22 protein-coding genes are annotated in these 26,347 nt (G+C 71.2%); 16 read left to right on the top strand and 6 right to left on the bottom strand.

Going from position 1 to position 26,347, the window contains the following annotated elements; all coding sequences use genetic code 11:
- Positions 1-2: 2 nt before the first annotated feature.
- Genes LXM64_RS10740 through LXM64_RS10720 form a run of 5 tightly spaced genes read right to left on the bottom strand, consistent with a single transcriptional unit; the run spans position 3 to position 4,092 of the window.
- Entirely contained in the window at positions 3-599 is a 597-nt protein-coding gene (locus LXM64_RS10740; protein ID WP_234073206.1) for an energy-coupling factor transporter transmembrane component T family protein, read from the bottom strand.
- Positions 593-1,279, bottom strand: a complete 687-nt coding sequence (locus tag LXM64_RS10735) for an energy-coupling factor ABC transporter ATP-binding protein (RefSeq protein ID WP_234073205.1) — start codon at positions 1,277-1,279, stop codon at positions 593-595. Before LXM64_RS10735 ends, LXM64_RS10740 begins: the two co-directional genes overlap by 7 nt.
- On the bottom strand, positions 1,276-2,400 hold the full coding sequence (locus LXM64_RS10730) for a thiolase family protein (protein WP_234073204.1): 1,125 nt from the start codon (positions 2,398-2,400) through the stop codon (positions 1,276-1,278). Before LXM64_RS10730 ends, LXM64_RS10735 begins: the two co-directional genes overlap by 4 nt.
- Positions 2,393-3,490: a class I adenylate-forming enzyme family protein gene (locus LXM64_RS10725; protein WP_234073203.1), complete on the bottom strand. Its 1,098-nt coding sequence runs from the start codon at positions 3,488-3,490 to the stop codon at positions 2,393-2,395. Before LXM64_RS10725 ends, LXM64_RS10730 begins: the two co-directional genes overlap by 8 nt.
- Complete coding sequence (locus LXM64_RS10720; protein WP_234073202.1) at positions 3,487-4,092, bottom strand: biotin transporter BioY; 606 nt, start codon at positions 4,090-4,092, stop codon at positions 3,487-3,489. The genes LXM64_RS10725 and LXM64_RS10720 overlap by 4 nt, the downstream gene beginning before the upstream one ends.
- A 51-nt stretch (positions 4,093-4,143) precedes the next feature.
- On the opposite strand from LXM64_RS10720, the gene LXM64_RS10715 reads away from it, so the two are divergent.
- The 3 genes from LXM64_RS10715 to pheT are packed head-to-tail and all read left to right on the top strand — an operon-like array spanning position 4,144 to position 8,353.
- On the top strand, positions 4,144-4,776 hold the full coding sequence (locus tag LXM64_RS10715) for a TetR family transcriptional regulator (RefSeq protein ID WP_234073201.1): 633 nt from the start codon (positions 4,144-4,146) through the stop codon (positions 4,774-4,776).
- A gap of 11 nt (positions 4,777-4,787) precedes the next feature.
- Positions 4,788-5,834 carry a phenylalanine--tRNA ligase subunit alpha gene (gene pheS / locus LXM64_RS10710; RefSeq protein ID WP_234073200.1) on the top strand — a complete coding sequence of 349 codons (1,047 nt, stop codon included), beginning with the start codon at positions 4,788-4,790 and terminating at the stop codon, positions 5,832-5,834.
- A complete protein-coding gene (gene pheT, locus LXM64_RS10705) occupies positions 5,834-8,353 on the top strand; it encodes a phenylalanine--tRNA ligase subunit beta (protein WP_234073199.1) in 2,520 nt (839 codons plus the stop codon). The genes pheS and pheT overlap by 1 nt, the downstream gene beginning before the upstream one ends.
- 30 nt (positions 8,354-8,383) lie before the next feature.
- Here the strand turns inward: pheT and LXM64_RS10700 are convergent, their stop codons facing one another.
- A complete protein-coding gene (locus LXM64_RS10700) occupies positions 8,384-9,514 on the bottom strand; it encodes an AAA family ATPase (protein ID WP_234073198.1) in 1,131 nt (376 codons plus the stop codon).
- Positions 9,515-9,751: 237 nt separating this feature from the next.
- On the opposite strand from LXM64_RS10700, the gene argC reads away from it, so the two are divergent.
- The 13 genes from argC to LXM64_RS10635 all read left to right on the top strand — a co-directional run bounded on the left by argC (position 9,752) and on the right by LXM64_RS10635 (position 26,320).
- Positions 9,752-10,798, top strand: coding sequence for an N-acetyl-gamma-glutamyl-phosphate reductase (argC, locus tag LXM64_RS10695; protein ID WP_234073197.1), 1,047 nt, complete (start codon positions 9,752-9,754; stop codon positions 10,796-10,798).
- Positions 10,795-11,952: a bifunctional glutamate N-acetyltransferase/amino-acid acetyltransferase ArgJ gene (argJ, locus tag LXM64_RS10690; RefSeq protein WP_234073196.1), complete on the top strand. Its 1,158-nt coding sequence runs from the start codon at positions 10,795-10,797 to the stop codon at positions 11,950-11,952. The genes argC and argJ overlap by 4 nt, the downstream gene beginning before the upstream one ends.
- On the top strand, positions 11,949-12,851 hold the full coding sequence (gene argB / locus LXM64_RS10685; protein ID WP_234073195.1) for an acetylglutamate kinase: 903 nt from the start codon (positions 11,949-11,951) through the stop codon (positions 12,849-12,851). Before argJ ends, argB begins: the two co-directional genes overlap by 4 nt.
- Positions 12,851-14,092: an acetylornithine transaminase gene (locus LXM64_RS10680; protein WP_234073194.1), complete on the top strand. Its 1,242-nt coding sequence runs from the start codon at positions 12,851-12,853 to the stop codon at positions 14,090-14,092. Before argB ends, LXM64_RS10680 begins: the two co-directional genes overlap by 1 nt.
- Complete coding sequence (gene argF, locus LXM64_RS10675) at positions 14,089-15,012, top strand: ornithine carbamoyltransferase (protein WP_137416618.1); 924 nt, start codon at positions 14,089-14,091, stop codon at positions 15,010-15,012. Before LXM64_RS10680 ends, argF begins: the two co-directional genes overlap by 4 nt.
- A 15-nt stretch (positions 15,013-15,027) precedes the next feature.
- Positions 15,028-16,116 (top strand): heparan-alpha-glucosaminide N-acetyltransferase domain-containing protein, encoded by a 1,089-nt coding sequence (locus tag LXM64_RS10670; RefSeq protein WP_234073193.1) that lies wholly within the window; start codon positions 15,028-15,030, stop codon positions 16,114-16,116.
- Between the two features lie 9 nt (positions 16,117-16,125).
- Complete coding sequence (argH, locus tag LXM64_RS10665; RefSeq protein WP_234073192.1) at positions 16,126-17,556, top strand: argininosuccinate lyase; 1,431 nt, start codon at positions 16,126-16,128, stop codon at positions 17,554-17,556.
- Between the two features lie 141 nt (positions 17,557-17,697).
- The gene (locus tag LXM64_RS10660; protein ID WP_234073191.1) at positions 17,698-18,162 is read left to right on the top strand and encodes a hypothetical protein; all 465 of its coding nucleotides are present in this window, start codon (positions 17,698-17,700) and stop codon (positions 18,160-18,162) included.
- A 5-nt stretch (positions 18,163-18,167) separates the two neighbouring features.
- A complete protein-coding gene (locus LXM64_RS10655) occupies positions 18,168-19,802 on the top strand; it encodes a serine/threonine protein kinase (protein ID WP_234075461.1) in 1,635 nt (544 codons plus the stop codon).
- Between the two features lie 133 nt (positions 19,803-19,935).
- Positions 19,936-20,961 carry a phosphate ABC transporter permease subunit PstC gene (gene pstC / locus LXM64_RS10650; RefSeq protein WP_234073190.1) on the top strand — a complete coding sequence of 342 codons (1,026 nt, stop codon included), beginning with the start codon at positions 19,936-19,938 and terminating at the stop codon, positions 20,959-20,961.
- Positions 20,961-22,235, top strand: coding sequence for a phosphate ABC transporter permease PstA (gene pstA / locus LXM64_RS10645; protein ID WP_234073189.1), 1,275 nt, complete (start codon positions 20,961-20,963; stop codon positions 22,233-22,235). Before pstC ends, pstA begins: the two co-directional genes overlap by 1 nt.
- Positions 22,232-23,692, top strand: coding sequence for a phosphate ABC transporter substrate-binding protein PstS (pstS, locus tag LXM64_RS10640; RefSeq protein WP_234073188.1), 1,461 nt, complete (start codon positions 22,232-22,234; stop codon positions 23,690-23,692). Before pstA ends, pstS begins: the two co-directional genes overlap by 4 nt.
- Before the next feature lie 144 nt (positions 23,693-23,836).
- The gene (locus LXM64_RS10635; RefSeq protein ID WP_234073187.1) at positions 23,837-26,320 is read left to right on the top strand and encodes a hypothetical protein; all 2,484 of its coding nucleotides are present in this window, start codon (positions 23,837-23,839) and stop codon (positions 26,318-26,320) included.
- Positions 26,321-26,347: the final 27 nt, after the last annotated feature.

Genomic DNA, 26,347 nt, shown 5'->3' with positions numbered 1-26,347 from the left:
GATCAGCGCACGCCGCGCGCCGTCAACGCGTCGCCGAGCTCGTCGGCGTGCTTGAGGGCGAGAACGAGGTAGGGCACGGCGAACGCCCGGATGCTGCGACCCGCGCCTCGAGCGCGCTGCGCTTCGCGCACCTGCTGCGCCAAGCGGATGAGCGTGGGGACCGCGCCGAACGCCACGACCAGCAGGAGCGCCGCCCGGCGCGGATCCCGTCCGATGACGCGCAGCGGCGACAGCGCGCGTTCGAAGACCTCCCACAGCGCCGTGACGGGCGTCGTCAGGGCGAGGAGTGCCGCCAGCACGATGGCGGCCGTGATGCGCACCGTGCCGATCGTCGCCGTCTCGAGACCGAGGAAGATCGCCTGGCCGAGGAAGCTCATCAGGACGAGCAGCCTGAGCGACCAGATCTGGCGCCCCAGTTGCGCCCATCCCGCCCCCGGGGTGGCGTAGCACAGCAGCACGAGAGCTGCGGCGACGGCACACGACAGCCAGGTGGCGGGCAGAAGCGAGACCCCGAGCACGAGCGCCAGCAGCAGGAGCGTCTTGCGTCCGGCGGGCATCCGGTGCCAGGGCCCGGTGCCCGGCCGGTACAGGCTCAGCATCCGAGGCTCGTCGCGTACGAGTGCACGACGTCCCGCGCCTCGCCGACGGCGACCACGCGTCCCCCCGCGACGTGGACGGCTGCCTCGCACCGCTCGGCGAGGACGAGGTCGTGGGTCACGAGCAGCAGACGATGCCCCGTGTCCGCGAGGAGGTGGTCGGCCACGATCCGGGCGTTGCGGCCGTCGAGGTAGGCCGTGGGTTCGTCGGCGACGACGAGTTCCGGTCCGCGCACGAACGCGCCGCACAGCGCCAGCAGCTGCTTCTGTCCTCCCGACAGGTCGTGCGCCGAGCGGTCGCCGAGGTCGGCGAGCCCGAAACGGGCGAGCGCGGCTGCCACCCGGTCTGCCCGTTCGGCACGACTCATGCGCTCCCCGCGCAGCGAGAAGGCGACGTCCTCGGCGACGGTCGGCATGATGATCTGGGCGTCGGGGTTGCTGAAGACGATCGCCACGCGGCGGCGGAGCTGGGCGGCGTCGCGGAGCGGGTCGAGTCGCAGCACGCGGGCCGTTCCGCTCGACGGTGCGACCAGACCGCCGACGACGCGCGCGAGCGTCGACTTGCCGGAGCCGTTGTCGCCGACGACGGCGACCGTGCGGGCATCGAGATCGAGATCGAGCTCGTGGAGCACCTCGACGTCGCCGAGGTGCACTCCGAGCCGCTCGAGTCGGATCGCGCTCACCTGATCACCTCGACGACCATCGCGACACCGAGTCCGCCGCCCACGGATGCTGCGGCGACACCGATGCTCCCGGACGGGAGTCCGGCGCGCACCAGTCGCGAGAACAGCCGCACGAGCGCGACGGCGCCGCTCGCGCCCCATGGATGTCCGAGTGCGAGAGCTCCGCCGTCCGCGCACACCCGCGCGTCGTCGTCGGCCAGCCCGAGCCGACCCAGCACCGCGAGCGACTGCGCCGCGAACGCCTCGACGATCTCGAACGCCGCCACGGCGGCGAGCTCGGTGCCGGATGCGGCCAGCGCCGCCTCGATGGCCGGTGCCGCCCCGATTCCGGGGTAGGCGGGGTCCACGCCGACGACGGCGTGGCCGCGGACGAGGAGCCCCGGTGCGTGTGCGCGCCGCGCCGCGCCGACGAGGGCGACGGCGGCTGCCCCGTCGCCGATGCGCGTGGCCGTGCCCGCCGTCACGGTGCCGTTCTCGCGCAAGGGTGTGAGCCGGGGGAGAAGGGCCAGCGCCCCACCGATCGCGTCATCGTCGCCCACCCCGTCGATCGGGACGATCTCCGCAGCGAAGCGCCCCGACTCGCGGGCCGAGGCTGCGCGCCGGTGACTGCGGGCGGCGGCTGCGTCCTGACGCTCACGGTCGATGCCGTCGAGGCGGGCGAGTGCGTCGGCGGCGTCGATCATGTCGGGGTCGGGCCAACCGGTGGGCGCGAAGGGTGCCCGTTCGAAGGGGATCCCGTCGATGCGTCGTTCGGGGGCCGTCGAGGCGCTCTCGACCCCGCCCGCGAGTCGGGGCCGCTCGTCACCGGCGGCGATCGCCTGCGCCGCATCGATGACCGCGGCCAGCCCGCTGCCGCACTGCCGGTCGACCGTCGCACCAGGGGTGTGCGCGCCGAAACCCGCCGCCAATGCGGCGAGGCGGGCGGTGTTCCCGCCAGGGCCACGGCAGTTGCCGAGGACGACGTCGGCGACCTCGATCGACACGCCGGTGGCCCGTGCGGCGTCGTCGGCGGCGGCGCGCAGCACCGGTGCCGCGAGGCGGTCGGCGCTCACCCCCGCGAACGCCCGACCCCGCGTCGTGAGCGCGGATCGGCGCGCCGACACGATCAGCACGTCAGACACGGGGTACCTCTCCCGACGCAAGTCGTCGCTCCACCTCGGCGCGAGCGATCTTGCCGGACGAGGTGCGGGCAATCGTACCGGCGAACCACAGGCGCGGTCGGTGCGCCGGCGCGAACAGGCGCGACGCCGCGGCGCGGAGCATCGCCGCGTCCAGACAGCCGGGTCGGTCGGTTTCGATGAGGGCGGCCACGAGTCGGCCGACACCGGGCGCGGGCAGGCCGACCACGGCGACATCCGCAACGCCGTCCAGAGTGCGCAGGGCCTGTTCGATCTCCGACGGGATGACGGTGGCGCCCGCCGTCTGGATGGCGTCGTCCTCCCGACCCGCCACCCGCAACCGTCCGGCCTCGAGCTCGCCCCGGTCGCCGACACTGGCCCACGCGCCGTCGCGCCGGAGCGGACCGGCCTCGCCCAGGTAGCCGAGCGCGGCGTACGGCGAGCGCGCCCAGATGACGCCCTCATGGACCGCGATCTCGACGCCCGGGAACGCACGCAGCCCTTTCCCGTCGTCGTCGTACGCCACGAACGACAGCTCCGCGGCGCCGTAGTACTCCACGACGCGGATGCGGCGGGCGCGGGCTTCGGCGCGGATGTCGGCGGGCAGCGCCATCCCTCCGACGAGCGCCGCGCGCAGCTGGGGGGCGCCGCTCGAGGCGAGGACCGCGGCGAAATGGGTGGGGGTGCCGTGGAAGAGCGTCGCGCGGGAGCTGGTGGCGGCGAACTCGGGTGCGGGGCCGCCGGCCAGCGCGTGGGCCACGGAGAAGAGCGTCAGCGAGGAACTCGGTGGCGCCGGCAGCAGCACGACGTCTCCGGGCAGCGCACCGAGCAACTGCTCGACAGCGGGGAACGAGCGTGCCCAGGATGCATGCGTGCGCACCACGACGCGAGGAGCGGCCGAGCTTCCGGAGGTGAGAGCGGCCCACTCCGCCTCGGCGGGCACGGGCGTCTGCGCGAGGAGCGAGAGGATGCCCGCGCGCACCGGTGCCGGCCAGCGTTCATCGAGCACCAGCGGAACGCGGCCCGATCGCCGGAGCAGCGCGAGGCGCGCCGGCGCGTCGCGCGCCTCGATGGGAACGACGAAGGAGCTCACGCGGCGGTGGTGGGGCGGGCGCGCCATTGACGACGGAAGGCCCGCGGATATCCGCGCACGAGGGTGCCGACGATCAGCGTCGTCGCGACGACCTTGATCAGATCGCCCGGCAGGAACACGAGGCTCGACAGCGCTGCCTCCCCGAGGCCGATCCGCAGCACGAGGGACTGCACCGGGATGCCGACGGCGTACACGACGAGCACTCCGCCCACCAAGGTGCCGAGGAAGGTGCGCCACCAGATCGGGCGTCGTCCGGCGGCGTGCACGATCAGACCGATGACCACGACCCCGACGAGCCACCCGAGCAGATAGCCGCCCGTGGGACCGACGAAGACCCCGATCCCGCCCCGCCCGCCCGCGAGGAGCGGGAGACCCGCGGCGACCAGGGCCAGCAGGGCTGTGACCGACAGCGCCCCGACGGCGGGGCCGAGGATCGCGCCGGCGAGCATGACGCCGAGCGTCTGGGCGGTGATGGGCACCGCGCCGAAGATGGTGAACGCGCCGGGCACGCCGAGCACGGCGATGACCGCGGCGAAGACGCCGGCTCTGGCGATGTCGGTGGCGTCGAGTCGGCGGCGCACCGAGGGGACGAGCACGGTCATGGATCCTCCTGAACGGCGTTCATGTGAACACTGTTCAGGTACAGTACCCGCATGGTGGCCGACGGCTCAAACTCCTCCCGCGCGCCCCGTCGCTCGAAGACGGACGTCGTGGATGCGGCCCTCGCGCTGCTGGATCGCGTGGGGCTGCCGGACCTGTCGATGCGCCGACTCGCGGACGAGCTCGGTGTCCAGCCCAGCGCGCTCTACTGGCACGTGGAGAACAAACAGGAGCTCCTCGCCGCCGTCAGCGCCCGCATCCTCGCGCCCGTGTCCGCCGTCGGCGCCCTCGGCGCGGCTCTGCCGCTCGGCGAGGCGGCCCGGAAGCTGGGGGAGCGCCTGCACGACCGCCTGCTCGCGCATCGCGACGGTGCCGAGGTCGTGTCCAGCTCCCTCGCGCTCGGGCTGGTGGAATCGCCCCTTCACCTCGTGCTCGCCGAGCGCTATCCGGATGCGGGGCACGCGCCGCAGGTCGTGGCCGATGCCGTCACGCACTTCGTCGTCGGGTACACCTTCCACGAGCAGCAGCGCACCGCCGCCGACGCCCTCGGGGTCGCCTCCCGCACGGCGGCGCTCGCGCCGGAGCATGTGGCGAGCCGGCGCCCGGATCCCTTCGCCGCGGCGCTCGCGCTCATCACCGCGGCGGCGGACCTCTCGGCCGCTTCGGAGCCCGCAGCGCGCCGGTAGACTCGATCACCGTGTCCGACGCACCCCAGAACGAGATCACTCCCGATGCGGTGAGCACAGCGGTCGACGAGGCCCTGGCCGCCATCGCCGCAGCCGCCGACTCCGCAGCCCTCAAGGCCGCACGCAGTGCCCACGCCGGAGAGGGCTCGCCGCTCGCGCGGCTGAACGCCCGTCTCCGTGACGTCCCGAACGAGCGCAAGGCCGAGTTCGGCAAGCTCGTCGGTCAGGCGCGGGGCCGCGTGAACCAGGCGCTCGCCGCCCGCGAGGCGGAGATCGAGACGGCGGAGACGGCGGCGCGCCTCGAGGCCGAGCGCGTCGACATCACGGCGATCCCGGTCCGCACGCGGGTCGGCGCGCGGCATCCGCTCACGCTCCTGCAGGAGCAGATCGGCGACATCTTCGTCGGCATGGGCTGGGAGATCGCGGAGGGGCCGGAGCTCGAGCACGAGTGGTTCAACTTCGACGCGCTCAACTTCGACGTCGATCACCCCGCGCGCCAGATGCAGGACACGTTCTTCGTCGATCCGGTCGATCGCCACCTCGTCATGCGCACCCACACGAGTCCGGTGCAGGTGCGGTCGATGCTCGAGCGCGAGCTTCCGATCTACGTCGTGTGCCCCGGCCGGGTGTACCGCACCGACGAGTTCGATGCCACGCACCTTCCGGTCTTCAGCCAGTTCGAAGGACTCGTCATCGACAAGGGGATCACGATGGCGCATCTGAAGGGCACGCTCGACCACGTCGCGCGCCAGCTCTTCGGGCCCGAGGCCAAGACGCGCTTCCGCGCCAACTACTTCCCCTTCACCGAGCCCAGCGCCGAGCTCGACCTCTGGCACCCCACCTTCAAGGGCGGCGCGCGATGGATCGAGTGGGGCGGGTGCGGCATGGTCAACCCCAACGTGCTGCGCGCCGCGGGCATCGATCCGCAGGAGTACTCCGGCTTCGCCTTCGGTATGGGGATCGAGCGCACCCTGATGTTCCGCAGCGACGTCCAGGACATGAGGGACATGGCCGAGGGTGATGTGCGATTCAGCGAGCAGTTCGGGATGGTGGTGTGATGCGCGTTCCGCTGTCGTGGTTGCGTGAGTTCGTCGAGGTTCCTGCCCAGGCCTCTCCCGAGGACGTCCTGGCCGCCTTCGTGCGGGTCGGGTTCGAGGAGGAGGACGTCCACCGCTTCGAACTGCAGGGACCGATCGTCGTGGGCGAGGTGCTCTCGTTCGAGGAGGAGCCGCAGTCCAACGGCAAGACGATCCGGTGGTGCCAGGTGCGCGTCGCGCCGGAGGGCGAGACGGCGGCCGACGGCGGGGCCGACATCCACGGCATCGTCTGCGGCGCGCGCAATTTCTTCCCCGGTGACAAGGTCGTCGTGACCCTGCCCGGCTCGGTGCTTCCCGGGCCCTTCCCGATCGCGGCGCGCAAGACCTACGGCCACGTGTCCGACGGCATGATCGCGTCGGCGAAGGAGCTGGGGCTCGGCAGCGAGCACTCCGGCATCCTCCGCCTCGTCGAGCTCGGGATCGACGCACCCGTCGGCACCGATGCGATCGCGTTGCTGGGACTCGACGACGTCGCCGTCGACATCAATGTGACCCCCGATCGCGGCTACGCGCTCTCGATCCGCGGCGCGGCCCGCGAGTACTCGCACGCGACCGGCGCCGCCTTCCACGACCCCGCCGAGCGCCCGCTCGACGAGCCGGGGGAGGGTTTCCCGCTCGCCGTGTCCGATGAGAACCCGATCCGCGGACGCGCGGGCGTCACGGAGTTCGTCGCCCGCGTCGTGCGGGGCGTCGATGCTTCCCGCCCCACACCGCCGTGGATGATCACGCGCCTCACGCTCGCCGGCATCCGCTCGCTCGGCATCCTGATCGATATCACCAACTACGTGATGCTCGAGCTCGGCAACCCGATCCACGGCTACGACCTCGACAAGCTGACCGGCGGGATCACCGTGCGCCGGGCTCGAGCGGGCGAGAAGCTCGAGACCCTCGACGGGGTCGTCCGCACGCTCGACGCCGAGGACCTGCTGATCACCGACGACTCGGGGCCCATCGGCCTCGCCGGCGTCATGGGCGGCGCCGCCACCGAGATGAGCGACGCCACCACGAACGTGCTCATCGAGGCGGCGATCTTCGATCAGATCTCGATCGCCCGCACGGCCCGTCGCCACAAGCTGCCGTCGGAGGCGTCACGCCGCTTCGAGCGGGGAGTGGACCCGGCCGTCCCGTACGCGGCCGCCCAGCGCGTCGTCGAGCTGATGGTGCAGTACGCCGGCGGCACCGCCGACGCGACCGGCGCCGCGCTCGGGGCGGAGCTCGAGCGCGAGGCGATCGCGCTCGAGTACGACTTCGTGCCCGGCCTCATCGGCGTCGACTACACGCGAGAGCAGATCGTCGCAGCCCTCGAGCTCATCGGGGCGACGGTGCACGACACCGGTTCGGCGTGGTTCGTTGACGCGCCGACGTGGCGTCCCGACCTCACCGACGCGTGGACGCTCGCAGAGGAGGTCGCCCGCATCGAGGGATACGACCGCATCCCCTCCGTGCTGCCGGTCGCCCCCTCGGGACGCGGCTGGACGCCGGCGCAGCAGGGCCGGCGCCGCGTCTCGAATGCGCTCGCCGCCGCGGGATACGTCGAGACGCCGTCGTTCCCGTTCGTCGCGCGTGAGCAGAACGACCTCCACGGCAGTGCAGACGGGTCCTCGGTGCCGAGCATCAAGCTCGCCAATGCGCTGGACTCGCAGGCGGCGTATCTCCGCCGCTCGCTGGTGCCGGGCCTGCTTCAGGTCGCGCACCGCAACGTCGCACGCGGCCTGGTGGATCTGAGCCTCTTCGAGGCGGGGTCGGTGTTCCTCCCCGAGCCCGGCGTCACGTACGGCACGTCGTTCGTCCCGCCCCTGGCGGTGCGCCCGGATGCGGCGACCCTCGCTCAGCTGGACGGGTCGATCCCGCCGCAGCGCCGCCACGTGGCCGTGCTCGTGGCGGGCGCCGTCGCGCCCAAGCAGCCGGGGCGCTCCGCAGAGGCCGCGGGGCTCAGCGAGGCGCTCGACGCGGTCCGAGTGATCGCGGCCGCGGCGGGTGTGGAGGTGGCCGTCGCGCAGGGACTGCGCGCCGCCCTCCATCCGGGCCGCACCGGCATCGTGTCGGTCGCGGGCACCGTCGTCGGTTATGTGGGCGAGCTTCTCCCCGCCGTCTCCGAGGCCGCCGATCTGCCCGGCCGGATCACCGTGGCCGAGCTCGATCTCGATCTCCTTGTCGAGATCGCGGGCTCGCGCGTCGTCGCCGCGTCGTTGTCGGGCTATCCCGCGGCGACGCAGGACGTCTCCCTCGTGGTTCCCGCCGAGGCCGCGGCCGCGGATGTCCGCGCCGCGCTCGTCGACGGGGCCGGAGCACTGCTCGAGTCGGCGCGGCTGGTGGACGACTACCGCGGCCAGGGGGTGGACCAGGGCTCGAAGAGCCTGACGTTCGCACTGCGCTTCCGCGCGGAGGACCGCACGCTGACCTCGGCGGAGGCGACCGACGCGAAGCTCGCGGGCGTCGCGGTGGCCGCCGAGCGGTTCGGAGCCGTCCTGCGCGACTGAGTTCGGAGGGCCTGCGCCCGCGCGCTCCGCTCAGCGGCTGCCCCAGTTCCATGCGGGGACGTCGAGGAAGCCCTGGTCCTCGACGATCGTGCCGTCGGCACTGCGCGCCAAACGGTGGCCGAGGGCGCCGGCGTCCTCGAGCCGGCGAGCGAGCGGGGTCGCGTGGGTGACCACGATCACCTGGGTGCGCCGCGAGGCGGACACGATGAGTTGCGCCAGCGGCGCGAGCAGGCTCTCGTGCAGGCTCGCCTCCGGCTCGTTGAGCACGATGAGCGGCCCCGGGGTCGCGGGCAGTAGCGCGGCGCACAGCAGCAGATAGCGCAGGACGCCGTCGCTGACCTCGGCGACGTCGAGCGCGCGCAGGAGTCCGGGCTGACGCAGTCGCAGTCGCAGCCGCCCGTCCTCCGCGTCGATCTGCACCCGCATGCCGGGGAACGCACGATCGACCTCCCCGTCGAGGGTGTCGCCCGCGCCCGCTTCGCGCACGCTCGCCCACAGCGCCGCGACGTCCTCGCCGCCGTGGGCGAGGGCGCGCGTGCGCGTGCCCACCCGCGGGGCACGTGCGGGGGCGTCCGCATCCACGCGGAAATGATCGTAGAAACGCCAGCTCGCCAGGGTGCGTCGCAGCGCCAGCAGCTCGGGACCGGTGTCGCCGTCGGCGAGGTCGAGGAGGATGCTCTCGAACGCTGCGAGCGGTTGTCGAAGCGTGGTCCACGACTCCTCGCGCACGCGCGTCGCCGGGCCCCGTCGATCGACCAGCAACGTCGAGGGCTTGGCGACCGCGCCGGCGAAGACCTGTTCGCGTTTGATCTCTGGATCGCGGGAGAACAGGCTCGCGCTGCCGGTCTGAGGCAGGCCGAGATCCACCAGATAGCCGAGCTCGTCGGAGGCGAATCCCAACCGCACGGCGACCGGGTCGCGTCGCAGGGTGCCTTCGCCGCCGCCGTGCTCGGGACCGGCCCACAGCAACGAAGACAGGCCTCCCTCGCGCGCGACCGCTTCGACCATGCCGCCGGTGGCGGCTCCCGCGAGCAGGCGCAGGGCGCGGTAGAGGTTCGACTTGCCGGTGCCGTTCGCGCCGGTGACGACGGTGAGAGCGCCCAGCGGCACGACGACGTCGCGGAGCGACCGGTATCCGGAGACGGCGATGGTCTGCAGCATCGCTCCAGTCTGGTGGGAGCATCAGACGCGCGCCGAGTTGCGGATGCGGTGTGCACGCCGCTATCGTCGGCGCATGTCCTCGGCCCGGTTCCACAGCGCACAGCGCGTGGTCGTGCGCCGACGTCTGGGAGACCGCCGAATCTAGGCGATGCGTGCCGCACCGGTCCGGGTGCGCGGGCGTCGCCGATGCCGCCGGTGCGCGCGAGCGCACAGCTCCCAGACTCTAAGGTGGAACCCATGCCCTATTCGGTCGCCGTATCCGGCGCGTCCGGCTATGCGGGAGGCGAGATCCTCCGCATCCTCTCCGCGCACCCCGACGTCGAGATCCGCACGGTCACCGCGCATTCGAATGCCGGAACCTCGCTGATCTCGCAGCAGCCGCACCTGCGCTCGCTCGCGCACCTCGAGCTCCAGCCGACGACGCCCGAGGTGCTCGCCGGTCACGACATCGTCGTGCTGGCACTGCCGCACGGACAGTCCGGTCAGTACACCGACGCGCTCGCCGAGGTCCCGCTCGTCATCGACGCCGGGGCCGATCACCGGCTCACCTCCGCCGATGCGTGGGCCGCCTTCTACGGCGGCGAGTTCCACGACGCGTGGACCTACGGCGTGCCGGAGCTTCTCGTCGACGGCGCCAAGCAGCGCGAGCGGCTCGTCGGAGCGTCGCGCATCGCCGCTCCCGGCTGCAACGCCTCGACGGTCTCGCTGAGCCTCGCCCCTGGTGTCGCCGCCGGCGTCATCGATCCGGGCGACATCGTCAGCGTCCTCGCCGTCGGCCCTTCCGGCGCCGGGAAGAGCCTCAAGCCGCACCTGCTGGCGAGCGAGATCCTCGGCACGGCCAACCCCTACGCCGTCGGCGGCACGCACCGCCACATCCCGGAGATCCAGCAGGCGCTCGCCGGAGCCGGTGCCCGGGGCGACGTGCGCATCTCCTTCACGCCCGTCATCGTCCCGATGTCGCGCGGCATCCTCGCCACCTCCACGGCGCCGATCGCGCCCGGTGCCACCGACGCCGAGATCCGGGAGGCGTGGGAGACGGCCTACGCGGACGAGACGTTCGTGCAGCTGCTGCCGGAGGGGGCGTTCCCCCGCACGGCGGATGTGCTGGGAGCCAACACCGCGCTGCTCGGACTCGCCATCGATCGCGCGGCGAACCGCGTCGTCGTGGTCGCCGCCGTCGACAATCTCGTCAAGGGCACGGCGGGCGCCGCCGTGCAGTCCATGAACATCGCGCTCGGTCTTCCCGAACACCGGGCGCTCACCGTGAACGGAGTCGCGCCGTGACCGTCACCGCCCCCGCAGGATTCGAGGCGGCCGGTGTCGCCGCCGGCCTGAAGTCGACCGGCAAGTCCGACGTGGCCGTCGTCGTCAACCGCGGACCTCTCAAGGTCGGCGCCGCGGTCTTCACCTCCAACAGAGCCAAGGCCAACCCCATCCTGTGGTCGGAGCAGGTCATCACCGATGGCGTCGTCGAGGCCATCGTGCTGAACTCCGGCGGCGCGAACTGCTTTACGGGCTCCTTCGGTTTCCAGACCACCCACCAGACCGCCGAGCGAGCGGCCGAGCTGCTCGGCGTCGCGCCCGGCGACATCCTGGTGTGCTCGACCGGTCTGATCGGAACCGGTGACGAGGCGTTCCGCGCGAAGGTCCTCCAGGGCGTGGAGGCGGGTGTCGCCGCGTTGTCCGCCGACGGAGGTCCGGATGCAGCGCACGCCATCATGACCACCGACTCCGTCGCGAAGACGAGCGTGTACGCCGGAGACGGCTGGACGATCGGCGGCATCGCCAAGGGCGCGGGCATGCTCGCGCCGGGTCTCGCCACGATGCTCGTGGTCATCACGACGGATGCGGTGCTGACGGCGTCCGACGCCGACGCGCACCTCCGCGCCGCGACCCACGTCAGCTTCGACCGCCTCGACTCCGACGGCTGCATGTCGACGAACGACCAGGTGAGCCTGCTCGTCAGCGGCGCGAGCGGTGTCGAGCCGGATCCGGCGGCCTTCCGCGCGGGGCTGGTCGCGCTGTGCGACGACCTGGCGCGGCAGCTGCAGGGCGACGCCGAGGGCGCGAGCCACGACATCACCATCCGCGTCGTGCACGCCGCATCCGAGGAGGACGCCGTCGAGGTGGGGCGCTCCATCGCCCGCAACAACCTCTTCAAGGCGGCGATCTTCGGCAACGACCCGAACTGGGGGAGGGTGCTGGCCGCGATCGGCACCACGCAGGCCGCCTTCGACCCCTACGACGTCGACGTCTGGATGAACGGCGTGCGGGTCTGCTCCGCCGGCGGTCCCGACGCCCCGCGCGAAGAGGTCGATCTGACTCCCCGCGCGACCGACCTCGTCGTGGACCTGAAGGTCGGCGACGTCGAGGCGACGATCCGCACCAACGACCTCACGCACGACTACGTCCACGAGAACAGCGCGTACTCCTCATGACAGGTATCGATCTGCAAGACACCGACCCCGCCGCCGCCAGCGCGAAGGCCGAGACGCTCATCGAGTCGCTGCCGTGGCTCAAGCGCTACCGCGAGCAGATCGTGGTCGTGAAGTACGGCGGCAACGCGATGGTCTCCGATGAGCTCCAGGACGCCTTCGCCGCCGACATCGCCTACCTCCGCTACGTCGGCGTGAAGCCCGTCGTCGTGCACGGCGGCGGACCACAGATCTCCAACATGCTGGACAGGCTCGCCATCCCGAGCGAGTTCAAGGGCGGCTACCGCGTCACGTCCACGGAAGCGATCACGGTCGTGCGCATGGTGCTCACCGGTCAGATCAACCCGCAGCTGGTCGCCAAGATCAACGCGCACGGTCCCGTCGCGACCGGACTCTCGGGCGAGGATGCGGGACTGTTCGGCGGACGCCGCCGCGGCGTCGTCGTCGACGGCGTCGAGCACGACCTCGGTCGGGTGGGCGATGTGGTCTCGGTCGACCCGCAGCCGATCATCGACCAGCTCGAGGCCGGGCGCATCCCCGTCGTGTCCTCCATCGCGCCCGATCTCGATCACACCGGTCACTCGCTCAACGTGAACGCGGATGCGGCCGCGGCTGCTCTCGCCGTGGCGCTGGGGGCCGTGAAGCTCGTCGTGCTGACCGACGTGCCCGGCCTCTACGCGGACTGGCCCAACCGCGATTCGCTCGTGTCGCATCTGACCTCCGCGGAGTTGGAGGAGATGCTCCCGCGTCTGGAGTCGGGGATGATCCCGAAGATGCAGGCCTGCCTCGACGCGGTCACGGGCGGCGTGCCCACCGCGGCGATCATCGACGGACGGGTGCCGCACTCGGTGCTCGTCGAACTCTTCACTCAGAAAGGCATCGGAACAGAGGTGGTGGCGTGATGGCCGAACAGACTGTGACCCCGTGGCAGGACGACGCCGGACGCGACCTCGTCCGCAACGTCGGCGACCGTATGGCGCTGTTCGTGCGCGGTGAGGGCGCCTACCTCTGGGACGAGGACGGTCGACGCTACCTCGATTTCCTGGCTGGCATCGCCGTCGACGCCCTCGGCCACGCCCACCCGGTGTTCGTCGACGCCGTCGCCTCGCAGGCGGCCCGTCTCGCGCACGTGTCGAACTACTTCGCGACGCCTCCGCAGCTCGCGCTCGCGGCGCGCCTGAAGCGTCTCTCAGGCGCCGGCGAGACGGGACGGGTGTACTTCGGCAACTCCGGCGCGGAGGCCAACGAGGCGGCGTTCAAGCTCGCTCGCCTCCATGGCGGTGCCGAGCGCCCCCGCATCCTGGCGCTCAACGGCGCATTCCACGGCCGCACGATGGGCACGCTCGCGCTCACCGGGAAGCCCGCCATGCAGGAGCCGTTCCTGCCGATGGTGCCCGGCGTCGAGTTCCTCGACTCGACCATCGAGGCGCTGGAGGCGGCGATGGACGAGCGCGTGGCCGCCCTGTTCGTCGAGCCCATCAAGGGCGAGGCGGGCGTCCTGCCGTTGCCTGCGGGCTATCTCGAGGCGGCGCGGGAGATCACCGCGCGCCACGGCGCGCTGCTCATCGTCGACGAGATCCAGACCGGTGCGGGTCGCACCGGTGCGTGGTTCGGATTCCAGCACGCCGGCATCACCCCCGACGCGATCACGGTCGCCAAGGGTATCGGCGGAGGGTTCCCGATCGGCGCCCTGATCACCTTCGGTGCGGCCAGCGACCTGTTCTACCCCGGGACGCACGGTTCGACCTTCGGAGGAAACGCTCTGGGCACCGCCGTGGCCGGCGCCGTGCTGGAGGAGATCGAGCGTGCGGGCCTTGTCGAGGCGGCGGCCGTGCGCGGTGCGCAGCTGAGGGAGGCGATCGCGGGGATCGAGTCCGACCTGATCGAGGGCGTGCGCGGGCAGGGGCTGCTCCTCGGTGTGGCGCTCACGCATCCCGTCGCACCGGCCGTCGTCGCCGCGGCCCAGCAGCACGGGCTCGTCGTCAACGCGCCCAACGACCAGACCATCCGCATCGCACCGCCGCTCACCATCGGCGATGTCGAGATCGACGAGTTCACCCGGCTCTTCTCCGCCGCGCTGGCCACGGTGGCCGACGCCCTGCTCCTGAAGAGCGCATCGCCCGACACGGAGGCCCACGCATGACCCGTCACCTGCTGCGCGACGACGACCTGACCAGCGCCGAGCAGGGAGAGATCCTCGACCTGGCGCTCGAGTTGAAAGCGGACCGCTGGGCGGCGAAGCCGCTCGCAGGTCCCCAGACCGTCGCGGTGATCTTCGACAAGTCCTCCACGCGCACGCGTGTCTCGTTCGCTGTCGGCATCGCCGACCTCGGCGGCTCTCCGCTGATCATCTCGACCGCCAACAGTCAGCTCGGAGGCAAGGAGACCCCCTCCGACACGGCGCGCGTCCTCGAGCGTCAGGTGGCGGCGATCGTCTGGCGCACCTACGCGCAGGCGGGACTCGAGGAGATGGCGCGCGGCACCCGTGTGCCCGTCGTCAACGCGCTGAGCGACGACTTCCACCCCTGCCAGCTGCTCGCCGATCTGCTGACGATCCGCGAACACAAGGGCGAGCTCAAGGGCCTGACCCTCGCGTTCTTCGGCGACGGCCGCTCGAACATGGCGCATTCGTACGCGTTGGCGGGTGTCACCGCCGGGATGCACGTGCGCGTCGCGTCTCCCGAGTCCTACGCGCCCCGCGAGGACGTCGTGGCCGACGCCGACCGCCGCGCCGCCGAGACCGGGGGGTCGCTCACCCTGCTCACGGATCCCCTGGAAGCCGCGGCCGGTGCCGACATCGTCGTCACCGACACGTGGGTGTCGATGGGCAAGGAGGAGGAGAAGCTCGCGCGGCTTCGCGACCTCGGCGCCTACAAGGTGACCGAGGAGACGATGGCCCTCGCCGATCCCGGTGCGATCTTCATCCACTGCCTGCCGGCCGACCGCGGCTACGAGGTCGATGCCGCCGTGATCGACGGGCCGCAGAGCGTCGTGTGGGACGAAGCCGAGAATCGTCTGCACGCCCAGAAGGCACTGCTTGTCTGGCTGCTGCGCCAGAGCTGATCGGAACCCGCGGGAATGAGGCGGGCACTGGCGCGACTGATCGGACCTGACCGTCTGGGCGGGATCGATCTCGCCCGCGGCCTCGCGGTCATCGGGATGCTCGCCGCTCACCTGCTGACGATCGAGGAGCCCTTCGAGCTGACGCGCCCGCAGACGTGGCTCGACATCGTGAACGGACGATCGTCGATCCTGTTCGCCGTTCTCGCGGGGGTGTCCGTCGCCCTGACCACGGGAGGAATCTCGCCCGTCACGGGGGAGCGGTTGCGCGTGGCGCGTGGTCGCCTGCTCGTGCGAGCGGGCCTCATCTGGGTGCTCGGCATCCTGCTGATCCTCACGGGCGTGCCCGTCTACGTGATCCTGCCGGCCTACGCCGTCCTGTTCCTGCTGGCACTGCCGCTCCTGCGGCTCCCCGCAGGCATCCTGTTCGCGGTGGCTGCGGCCCTTCTGCTCGTCATGCCGTTGGTTCAGGCGGCGCTCGGGCTTCTGCCTTTCTGGGACACCGCGGCGGGGGAGAGTGTCGCGCTCGTCATCGGCTGGGCCTACCCATTCCCGCTGTGGATCGGATTCCTCGTTCTCGGTCTCGCGCTCGGCCGCACCGACCTGCGCGATGCGCGCATCGCGGCGATCCTCGTCGTGATGGGGATCGGGACCGCCCTGTTCGCCTACGGCGCGGGCGGCCTCGCGGCGCCCGTGACCGTCGCGTCCGACTACTGGGGCATCGCGCTGAGCACGCACCCGCACTCGGGTGGCCTGCCCGAGGTCGTCGGCGGCGCGGCGACCGCGGTCGCGGTCCTGGGAGGATGCCTGCTCATCGCACGCACTCCCGTGACGTGGTTGCTGCTGCCGCTGCGCGCGACCGGGTCGATGCCGTTGACGGCGTACACCGCGCAGTTGCTCATCTGGGCGGTGTGGGCTCTGCTCGCACTCGGCGAGACCGGGGCGCTCTGGGAGTTCCGGGAGCTCGAGCCGTTCTGGCCGTTGACGATCGTGGTCGTGGTCGGGTGCACGGTGTGGGCGCTGACGATGGGGCGGGGCCCGCTCGAACGGCTTTTCGCCTGGGTCGCGCGCCGGAGCGTGCGCACGGCCGCCGAGCGTGCTCGGTAGGCTGGTCGGGTGAACGACGCGCCCCACGACGCCACCCACCGCGGTTCCCTGTGGGGAGGCCGTTTCGCTTCCGGCCCCTCGCCCGAGCTCGCCGCGCTCAGCCGATCCACGCACTTCGACTGGATCCTCGCGCCCTACGACCTCGCCGGCTCGCACGCGCACGCCGCCGCCCTGGAGGCCGCGGGCTACCTCGACGCCGACGAAGCGCGACGCATGCACGCGGGACTGGATGCCCTGGCCGCGGCCGTTGCGGACGGACGTCTGGTGCCCGCCGACGGCGACGAGGATGTGCATGGCGCCCTCGAGCAGGCGCTGATCGCCGAGGTCGGCCCCGAGCTCGGCGGAAAGCTGCGCGCCGGACGCAGCCGCAACGACCAGATCGCCACCCTGGTTCGCCTGTACCTGCTCGATCATGCCGCCGTGATCGCGCGTGATCTCGTCCGGCTCATCGATGCGATCGTCTCGCAGGCCGAGGCGCACGCGGATGCCGCCATGCCCGGACGCACCCACTTGCAGCACGCTCAGCCGGTGCTGCTCGCCCACCACCTGCAGGCGCACGCCTGGCCGCTCGTCCGTGACCTCGAGCGCCTGCGGGACTGGGGCGTCCGCGCCCGTGTCTCCCCGTACGGCGGTGGAGCGCTCGCGGGCTCGACGCTGGGACTCGATCCGCAGCTCGTCGCCGAACACCTCGGTCTCGACCGACCGGCGGAGAACTCGATCGACGGCACGAGCTCGCGCGACGTGGTGGCCGAGTTCGCCTTCATCACCGCCATGATCGGGGTCGATCTCTCCCGCTTCGCCGAGGAGATCATCGTCTGGAACACGCGCGAGTTCGGCTTCGTGAGACTCGACGACGGCTTCTCTACGGGGTCGAGCATCATGCCGCAGAAGAAGAACCCCGACATCGCGGAGCTGGCGCGCGGAAAATCCGGCCGGCTCATCGGCAACCTCTCGGGTCTGCTCGCGACGCTCAAGGCGCTGCCGCTCGCGTACAACCGCGACCTGCAGGAGGACAAGGAGCCGGTGTTCGACTCGATCGCCACCCTCGAGCTCGTGTTGCCCGCCTTCGCCGGGATGGTGGCGACCGCCCGCTTCGACACCGAGCGGATGGCGGAGCTCGCACCTCAGGGATTCTCGCTCGCGACGGATGTGGCCGAATGGCTCGTCAAGCGCGGCGTCCCGTTCCGCGAGGCGCACGAGATCTCGGGTGCGCTGGTTCAGGCGTGCGAGCAGCGCGGAATCGAACTGCACGACGCGGACGACGCGATGCTGGCTACGGTCTCGCCTCGTCTGGAGCCCGGCGTGCGCGAGGTGCTGACCGTGCCGGGGTCGCTGGCCAGCCGGGACGGCTTCGGCGGAACATCGCCGCGGCGCGTGGCCGAGCAGCGCGTCGACCTCGTCTCTCGCACGCAGGCGCTCGCGCGCGAACTCGGCATCTGAGGGTGACCGGGCACTCGCCCCGGTAACCCACGCCTCGCCCGCCCGACCTCCGCCGTTCACCTCCAGGACGGCGCGCGTCGACCTGCGCCCGCCACGCTTCGGACGCGCCCCTCTGCTCAGGTGCGCTTCGAAGGAGAGACGATGCCTGCGCACTTCCTTTACGCGCGGTTTCCGGAGCGGTCGCACCGCTCCGCGGTCGACTGGTTGCGTGCCGTCGCCGATGTGCTGGCCATGCACGGCGACAGCGTCCGCGTCACGGATGCTGCGGCCCCCGTCGCCGGGACGGTGGTCGGCTGGCGTCTTCTGACCGAGAATCACCGTGAGCTGGGACGCAGCGCCCAGTTGGCCGCATCCGAGGCGGCGGCGCGCGCCGACGTCGCCCGGCTCATCGGTGTCGCCCACCGGCTCAACGTCCGCTCCGACCCGGAGCCGGGCCTGCGTACCACCGGATGGTTCGTCGTCCTCGACGAGGAGATCATCATGATCGGCGCCCGCCGCTACGAGAACCGCTCCGTCGCGCGCAACGCCGGTGCACTCGCGGTGCGGCTGCTCGTGGCGATGCAGGAGGAGTCCCGGTCCGACTCGTCCTCCGAGCTCGCGCGGTGAGCGACATGCTCCTGGCGGGGCGCTTCCGGCTGCGTTCGCTCTTGGGGAGCGGCGGAACGGCCTCGGTCTTCGCCGCCGACGACACCCGCACCGGCGAGAGGGTCGCACTCAAGCTCCTTCATCCGCACCTGGCAGAAGACCCCGCGCGCTGGGAGGCCTTCTTCGAGGAGGTGCACGCCGCTCGGGCCGTCGACCACGAGAACATCGCCAGGGTTCTGGACGCGGGCGTCGCGGACGATGGGGCCACGGCGGTGTGGATCGCCATGGAGCTCGCTCAGGGGGTCACCCTCAGCGACCACGTCCGCGAGAGGGGGCCGCTGGAGCCCTCCCGAGCCCGGGACGTCGCGGACCGCGTCCTCGCCGCCTTGAGCGCCGCCCACGCGCAGTCGGTGGTGCATCGCGATGTCACACCGGCGAACATCATGATCGAGCCGGATGCGTCGGATGCCGACTTCGGCCGGAGCGTCACGCTGCTGGACTTCGGTCTCGCCGACGTGCCGGGGCGACCCACCGTCGGCGCCGACGCCCTCCTGTCGGGGGCCGAGGGCGCGGCGGAGGGCGTGGTGGCGAGCGTCGCGTATGCCTCGCCGGAGCAACTGGGGGGAGCGCCGGTGACGGAGGCGAGCGATCTCTACCAGGTCGGGGCCGTCCTGTTCTTCATGCTCACCGCCCGTCCGCCCTACGCCGGTGATGCGGCAGCGATCGCCCGTGCGCACCTGGCTGCGCCCCCGCCGCTGCCATCCGCTCGTCGACGGGGGGTCCCGCGGGCCCTCGACCGCGTCGTGGCGACGGCGATGCTCAAGGATCCCGCCGATCGCTATCCGGATGCCGAACGGATGCGGGCGGCTCTCGCTTCCCCTCCGGTCGCCGAGGTCTCCGACGCGGTGACCGCACCCACCCGCCACTACCGCACGGTGGTGCCCGCATCCACGGACGGGACAGTCGCGGTGCACGCCCGCGCCGCAGCGCAGCCGGTTTCCACGCCGATGCGGGGACGGTGGCCGTTGTGGACCGCGGCAGTCGCAGCCACATCGTGCGTGGTCGCCGTGATCGCCGTCTCGGCAGCGGCGGGCTCGGCTCCCTCCGCGGCTCCCTCGCGCCCAGCCCCGACCGCTGTCGCCCTCGCCAGCCCGGAGCCCACAGCGACCGAGACGACGTCGCCTCCGCCGACGACGGTTCTCGTACCTCAGCTCGTCGGGCTCACTCTGACCGACGCCGCCCGCGTCCTCGAGAGTGCGGGGCTGCGGGTCGGAGATCTCGTCCGCGTCGATGCCGCCGCAGCGGCCGACGTCGTGCTCGGCGCCGAGCCGGCGGAAGGATCTGCGGGCGAGCTCGGTTCGTCCGTCTCGCTACGGGTGGCGACGGGCAACAACACGGTGCCGTCCGTGACGGGGATGACGCTCGTCGATGCGCAGTCGGCGGTGGTCGCAGCCGGTTTCCAGCCGATCACGGAGTACAGCGGCCGAGGGGCCGCGGGTCTCGCTCTCGCGATCTGGCCGGCAGCGGGCGAACTGGTGCCGTTCGGCTCCTCCGTCACGCTCCTCGCAGCGCGCCCCGAGCCTTCCTCGACGCCGGTGCCGACACCCACGCCGACGCCATCGCCGTCGACGTCGCCCACCCCCGCCCCGCCCCTCCCATGAACCGGCGGCACCCGCGGCACCGGAGCACGTCACCCGCAGGACATGTTCGCAGCATCCGGCATTCATCCGGCGGCGGGATGCTGACGGCCAAGCCCTGGGGAGGGCTCCGCCTGCCCGAAAGACGGAGGAACAGTTGAGCGACGCCATCACGGAGGTCATCGCGCCGAGCGCGAGCACCTCGACCGCGCCGCGGCGGTCACTGCGGTCGCGACCGGTCCTGGGCGACCGGGTGTTCCGCACCGTCGCCTACGCCGCCGGCGGAACGACGGTCGCGATCATGCTCGCTGTGGGGGTGTTCCTCACCGCACGCGGCGGGCAGGCCCTCAGCACTTCGGGCTTCTCCTTCCTGTGGACCCAGCGCTGGGAACCGCAGGAAGGCGTCGCGGGCTCTTTTGGCATCGCGGCCGTGTTGTTCGGCACGATCACGATCGCGGTCGTGGCGCTGGCCTTCTCGTTCCCGCTGGCGCTGGGCACGGCGCTGTTGATCAGCGAGGCGCTGCCCGGTGGTGTCAAGCGGGCCATGGTGACGATCGTCGACCTGATGGCTGCGGTCCCGAGCGTCGTCTTCGGTCTGTGGGGCGTGCAGTTCCTGCAGGAGAACGCCGTCCCCGTCGCGCAGTGGATCTCCACCTACTTCGGCTGGATCCCCGTCTTCGCGGTGACCGAGGATGGGCAACGTCTGACGGAGGCCAGTGCCTACACCTCGTCGGCGTTCATCGCGGGCATGGTCGTGGCGCTCATGGTTCTGCCGACGCAGACCTCGATCATGCGCGAAGCCTTCTCGCAGGCCCCGATCGGAGAACGCGAAGGAGCGCTCGCGCTGGGATCGACGCGCTGGGGAATGATCCGCACCGTCGTGCTGCCCTTCGGCCGCGGCGGCATCATCGGCGGGATGATGCTGGGCCTCGGTCGCGCGCTCGGCGAGACCATCGCCGTGTACATGATCATCTCTCCCATCTTCACGATCAACTGGGAGGTCCTGAAGACCGGGTCGAACTCGGTCTCGGCGCTCATCGCGCTGCGGTACGGCGAGTCGAGCGAGTTCGGGCTCTCGGCTCTCATGGCGGCCGGTCTCGCGCTGTTCCTGATCACGCTCGTGATCAACTTCACGGCGTCCTCGATCGTTGCGCGGTCCCGTTCCGGAGCGGAGAGCACCTGATGACCCTGATCGATGACGCGGCCCCCTCCCGGGACGCAGCGGATCCGTCCACGCGGTCCGCGGGCGAACCGCGGACCCGTGTGCCGGTCGAACAGTCGGATCAGGCGAGACCGGAGCGACGCCGGCCGGGCCGGGCCTCGCTCTCGGACGGCTACGACCTCGTCGGCGCGATGCTGGCGGGTGTATCGGTGGCGACGTTGCTGTTCGGATGGATCGCACCCCTGACAGGCCCCGTGGGGTGGGTGGCGGTGGCGTTCGTGGTGTTCATCGCCACCTACGCGGCTCTGGTCTCGCTCACCGCCGACCGGCTGGCCGTCGTCAACCGGGTGGTCACCGTCCTCCTCTACAGCGCGGGCCTGATCGTGCTCGCGGCTCTCGTGTTCGTGGCGGTGTACACGCTCGCTCGTGGGGTGCCGGCGCTGTCGAACCTCTCCTTCTTCGTGGAGACCATGCGCTTCGCCGGACCCCTCGATCCGCTGTCGGTCGGCGGCATCTCCCACGCGGTGGTCGGAACACTGATCCAGATCGGCATCGCGCTGGCCATCACGGTTCCGCTGGGCATCACGACGGCGGTCTTCCTCAACGAGATCGGCGGTCGTTTCGCCCGCTTCGTCCGCACCGTCTCGGACGCGATGACCGCTCTGCCCTCGATCGTGGCGGGTCTGTTCGTCTACGCGGCGATCATCACCCTGATCACCAAGGAGCGCTCCGGTTTCGCCGCATCCATCGCGATCACCGTGATGATGCTCCCGATCGTGATCCGTTCCGCCGACGTCGTGCTGCGGCTCGTGCCACATCAGCTTCGTGAAGCCTCCTACGCTCTCGGGTCGTCCCGGTGGCGAACGGTGTGGCGGGTCGTTCTGCCCACCTCGCGTTCCGGGCTCGCGACCGCCGTCATCCTCGGCACGGCGCGGGGGATCGGTGAGACCTCGCCCGTGCTGCTCACGTCGGGGGTCACGGCCCAGATGAACACCGATCCGTTCTCGGGGCCGATGATCTCCCTCCCGCTCCAGGTGTTCACCTTCGTGCAGTCACCCGAGCCGAACATGGTGGCGCGCGGGTTCGGTACGGCGGCGGTGCTCATCCTCCTCGTGCTCAGCCTGTTCGTCATCGCGCGGCTGATCGGCGGTCGAGGCGCGGGTGTGCTCTCCGAGGGGCAGCGCCATCGTGCGGCGCGCCGTTCGCGTGAGGACCTCATGCGTATCACCCGTCGCCCCGCTCTCTTCGAGGCCGCCGCCCCGGCGCTCTCCACCCGTTCCCAGGAGAACCCGTGAACCGCCCCCACCGCCGTGTCCTGCACACCGCCCTCGCCGCCCTCATCGTCGGCACCGCCGCACTCGGCGGCACATCGGCCGCACGCGCCGACACGTACGTCGCCATCTCCGGTTCCGGTTCCACGTGGTCGCAGAACGCCCTGGATCAGTGGCGCCGCAACGTCGCCAACAACTACGGCATGACGATCAGCTTCAACGGCACCGGCTCCTCGGCGGGGCGCAACGACTTCATCCGCGAGACGGTCGACTTCGCGGTCAGTGAGATCCCCTTCCAGGCGAGCCCGGAGGACGGTTCTCCCGCTGAGGTGTCCACGCGGCCCTACGCGTACCTGCCCATCGTGGCCGGTGGCACGTCCCTCATGTACAACCTGAAGATCGGCGGCAAGCTCGTCACCGACCTGCAGCTTCCCGGCGACCTCGTCGCGAAGATCTTCACGGGTCAGATCACCCGCTGGAACGATCCCGCCATCCAGTCGGAGAATCCTCGCCTGGTCCTGCCCGACCGCTCGATCACGCCCGTCGTCCGCTCCGACGGATCGGGCTCGACGGCGCAGTTCACGAAGTGGATGTCGACCCAATACCCGCAGATCTGGGGAACGGGCATGACCTCGCAGTTCCCGCCGTCGTTCAACTTCAAGGCACAGAGCGGATCGCTCGGCGTCTCCGGGTACGTGGCCAACCCCACCAACGGGGAAGGTTCCATCACCTACGTGGAGTACTCCTATGCCATGAAGTCCGGTTTTCCGGTCGTGAAGCTCAAGAACGTCGCGGGCAACTACGTCGAGCCGACCGCGGCGAACGTCGAGATCGCTCTGCGCGAGGCGCGGATCAACGAGGACCAGTCCTCGCCGGACTACCTGACGCAGATCCTCGACGGCGTCTACAACAACGCCGACCCCTCGGCGTATCCGCTCTCGAGCTACTCCTACATGATCGTGCCGACCCAGGTCGGCGGGATCTTCACCGAACGCAAGGGCTACACGCTCGGAGCATTCGTCAAGTACATCGTGTGCGAGGGCCAGAAGCAGGCGGGTGCTCTGGGGTACTCACCGTTGCCGAACAACCTCGTGAAGGCCGCGTTCGACCAGATCTCCCGCATCCCGGGGTCGAACGTCGGGCCCTACAACGCGGATTCCTGCAGCAATGCGGGCGCAGGAGAGGGCACACCGCCGGCGGCGGGCACCGACGGCGGTGGCGCGTCCGGTGCTGCTGCCGCCGCCGCTGCGTCGACCGGAGGAGCCGCCGCCGCAGGCGCCGCGTCGGATGCGGTCTACGACGCGAACGGCAACCTGGTCTCGGGTTCCGGAGCCGCGGGAACGGCGGTCTCATCGCCCTTCACAATCGCCTCCGAGAGCTGGGGTCCTTCGCAGACGGGGATGCTCGTCGCGGTGGTGCTCGTGGTCGTGGCCCTCCTCGCGCCGCCGCTGCTGCTGCGCGGGCGTGGGCGCGGCCGCTGACGCCCGCGGCACCCGCCGTTCACCTGCCGGAAGGCAACCCGATGGCCGGCGGATCCGGTCATTCCCGGTGCGGACACAGCCGATTCGCACGGGATTCCTAACGTGTGGTGTGGTCGCTGGGGCGGCCGGAACTGGGGTGTTCTCGTGGTCCGAAACGGACTCGTCCGCACGTGGGTGCGATCCTTCGCGGCAGGCATCGTGACCTGCGCGGCGGTGCTGTCGGTGTCGCTCGTCGTCACGGGCGCAGCGCGCGCGGAGGATGCCTCTTCGTCGTCGGCAGTGACCGTGACGGCGAAGGACCAGGACATCTACCTCGGCGACGCGCCGATGCCCGATCTCAAGGTCACCGTCTCGCAGACCGCCGACCTGGTCGCGCAGGCAGTCTCGGTCTCGTGGACCGGCGGTAAGGCATCCACCCTGCCGAGCGGTCAGACCGGCGGCGAGAACTTCCTCCAGATCATGCAGTGCTGGGGAGATGTCATCAACGACGACGCCGAGTACCTCCCTTCCCGCACGACCTGCCAGTTCGGCGGTTTCGCCACCCCGGGTGCGCGCCGGGACGACGGCCGCGCTTCCGCCGATGCGATCGCGCCGGAGGATGCCCGCTACTCCTATTTCGGCAAGGGCGGGTTGGACGGCTCCTACACCGGCATCCCCTTCCGCACCGTGCCGGACGCCAACACCGGCGTCTCGGATGTGGTGCGCAGCATCGACGATGACAATCAGCGGATCCCGGGCGTCAACCTGAACGAGAACGCCTACTTCACCCGGTACACGACCAACGAGATCCCCTGGGCGGGCTCGAACAGCTCCGGGACCGGAGCCGTCACCTTCGAGCTGCAGACCGCCCTGCAATCACCGGGCCTCGGTTGCGGCGCGGCCGTGACCGGGACCGACGGCTCGGTCACCGGACAGCCGTGCTGGCTCGTCGTGGTTCCGCGAGGTGCAGGCACGAACACCGCCTCCCCGCTGTTCTGGGAACAGTGGAAGCACCGAATCGCTGTGCGGCTGGACTTCCAGCCCGTGGGCACGCACTGCGCCATCGGTGTCGGTGAGCAGCAGTTGGCCGGTTCCGAGCTCGCGAGCGACGCGGTCTCCTCGTGGCAGCCGAACCTCTGCGGCGCCGAGGACGGCGATGCCTACACCCTCATCACGACGACCGACATGGACGCGGCGGAGAGCGCGAACACCGTGGCCGACTCGCCGCTCGCACTGACGTCGCAGCCCGTCCGCCCCCGCGCGGGCGAGGTGGATTCGCTCACGTACGCCCCCATCGCTCTGACCGGAATCGCCGTGACCTTCGCCGTCGATCGCTATCCGTCAGCCGTGGCCGCGCCGGAGGAACAGGATGCGGCGCGGCGCCCGTTCGAGGAGATGAACCTCACGCCGCGCCTGCTGGCGAAACTGCTCACGTCGAGCTACACGGACGCGCTGCCCACGAACGCCGACACGAGCCATCTCGGTCGCAATCCGCGCAACATCGTCTTCGACCCGGAGTTCCTCTCGGTGAACCCGACCTGGCGCGACCAGGCCATCGTGAGCCCGGCAGTCGCCGACCTCATGGTGCCGCTCGGGCGTTCCGGCTACGCGCGAGCGGTGTGGAACTACATCCTGGCGGACGACGAGGCGGCCGCTTTCCTCGCGGGCGAAGCGGATCCGTGGGGAATGAAGGTGAACCCCTACGCGTCCACGGACGCGAACGTCAACCCGACCGGCAATGCGCTCGAACTGCCGCGCGACGACTTCCCCAAGGTCGATCCGGAGGAGGCGTACGCGGGAGAGCCGCGTGTTCTCAACTCCGTCGCGTGGCGGCCGTACACCAACGATCTCGTTTCGGGGGCCTACTACGCGCTCCGCGGTGACGGACTGAACGTGGGGGAGTGGGATCCGATCGCGCAACCGCCGAAGTGGCAGCGCAAGGCGCGTGATCTGGTCGGTGACCGCAAGGTCATCGCGATGACCGACACCTCGTCCGCCCACCGCTATCAGACGGTCACCGCGAGGCTGCGCAACGCCGCGGGAACGTTCGTCGCCCCGGACACCTCGAACATCCTGGCCGCTGCGTCGCTGATGACCGCCTCCGAATCGCAGCCGCAGGTTCTCGCTCTCGACCCGTTCTCCGCGGCCGTGCGTGCCGACGCGAACGCCTACCCGCTCGCCATCCCGGTCTATGCGGCGACGAACACGTCTCTCAACTCGGACACGGTGGCGGCCAGCTACGCGCGCTTCATCCGCTTCGCGGCGAAGGACGGACAGACACCGGGCAACCTCCAGGGGCAGCTGCCCGAGGGATACGCGCCGTTGCCGGCGGCGTGGCGCACGCAGGCGCTCGCCGCCGCCGACGCCATCGACGCGAAAGCGCCGGCGCCGGTACCCACTCTCCGGCCCACTCCGGCAACGCCCGCCCCTGTGACCGCGCCCGCGTCCGCGGTCGCGCCCGCTGCGCCGGTCGCGGCCGCCCCGAACCCCGTCGCGTCCGGGGCGGCATCCGGGGCGCTGTCCGCGGGCGCCACACCGGACGACCCCGAGACCGGCGCGCTGACCCAGGCGCTTCCGATGAGCCTGCTCGCCGGCGTCGCCGCCGCAGGTGCTGTCCCGTTCGTCGGCCGGTTGCGCCGACGCCTCTGACCTCTCCTCCGCATCACCCTTCTCACC

The organism is Microbacterium binotii (assembly GCF_021398715.1).
GTDB lineage: Bacteria > Actinomycetota > Actinomycetes > Actinomycetales > Microbacteriaceae > Microbacterium > Microbacterium binotii_A.
The sequence above is the reverse complement of the archived record's forward strand: the minus strand, read 5'-3'. Positions and strand labels throughout refer to the sequence as shown.

Excerpts from the sequence above, each read along its gene's own strand:
- LXM64_RS10660 (WP_234073191.1), top strand. The coding sequence starts at position 17,698 with ATGCCTGCGCACTTCCTTTACGCGCGGTTTCCGGAGCGGTCGCACCGC.
- pheT (WP_234073199.1), top strand. The coding sequence starts at position 5,834 with ATGCGCGTTCCGCTGTCGTGGTTGCGTGAGTTCGTCGAGGTTCCTGCC.
- LXM64_RS10720 (WP_234073202.1), bottom strand. The coding sequence starts at position 4,092 with ATGACCGTGCTCGTCCCCTCGGTGCGCCGCCGACTCGACGCCACCGAC.
- argF (WP_137416618.1), top strand. The coding sequence starts at position 14,089 with ATGACCCGTCACCTGCTGCGCGACGACGACCTGACCAGCGCCGAGCAG.
- LXM64_RS10670 (WP_234073193.1), top strand. The coding sequence starts at position 15,028 with ATGAGGCGGGCACTGGCGCGACTGATCGGACCTGACCGTCTGGGCGGG.
- LXM64_RS10655 (WP_234075461.1), top strand. The coding sequence starts at position 18,168 with ATGCTCCTGGCGGGGCGCTTCCGGCTGCGTTCGCTCTTGGGGAGCGGC.
- argB (WP_234073195.1), top strand. The coding sequence starts at position 11,949 with ATGACAGGTATCGATCTGCAAGACACCGACCCCGCCGCCGCCAGCGCG.
- LXM64_RS10715 (WP_234073201.1), top strand. The coding sequence starts at position 4,144 with ATGGTGGCCGACGGCTCAAACTCCTCCCGCGCGCCCCGTCGCTCGAAG.
- pstA (WP_234073189.1), top strand. The coding sequence starts at position 20,961 with ATGACCCTGATCGATGACGCGGCCCCCTCCCGGGACGCAGCGGATCCG.
- LXM64_RS10680 (WP_234073194.1), top strand. The coding sequence starts at position 12,851 with ATGGCCGAACAGACTGTGACCCCGTGGCAGGACGACGCCGGACGCGAC.
- argC (WP_234073197.1), top strand. The coding sequence starts at position 9,752 with ATGCCCTATTCGGTCGCCGTATCCGGCGCGTCCGGCTATGCGGGAGGC.
- LXM64_RS10740 (WP_234073206.1), bottom strand. The coding sequence starts at position 599 with ATGCTGAGCCTGTACCGGCCGGGCACCGGGCCCTGGCACCGGATGCCC.
- LXM64_RS10700 (WP_234073198.1), bottom strand. The coding sequence starts at position 9,514 with ATGCTGCAGACCATCGCCGTCTCCGGATACCGGTCGCTCCGCGACGTC.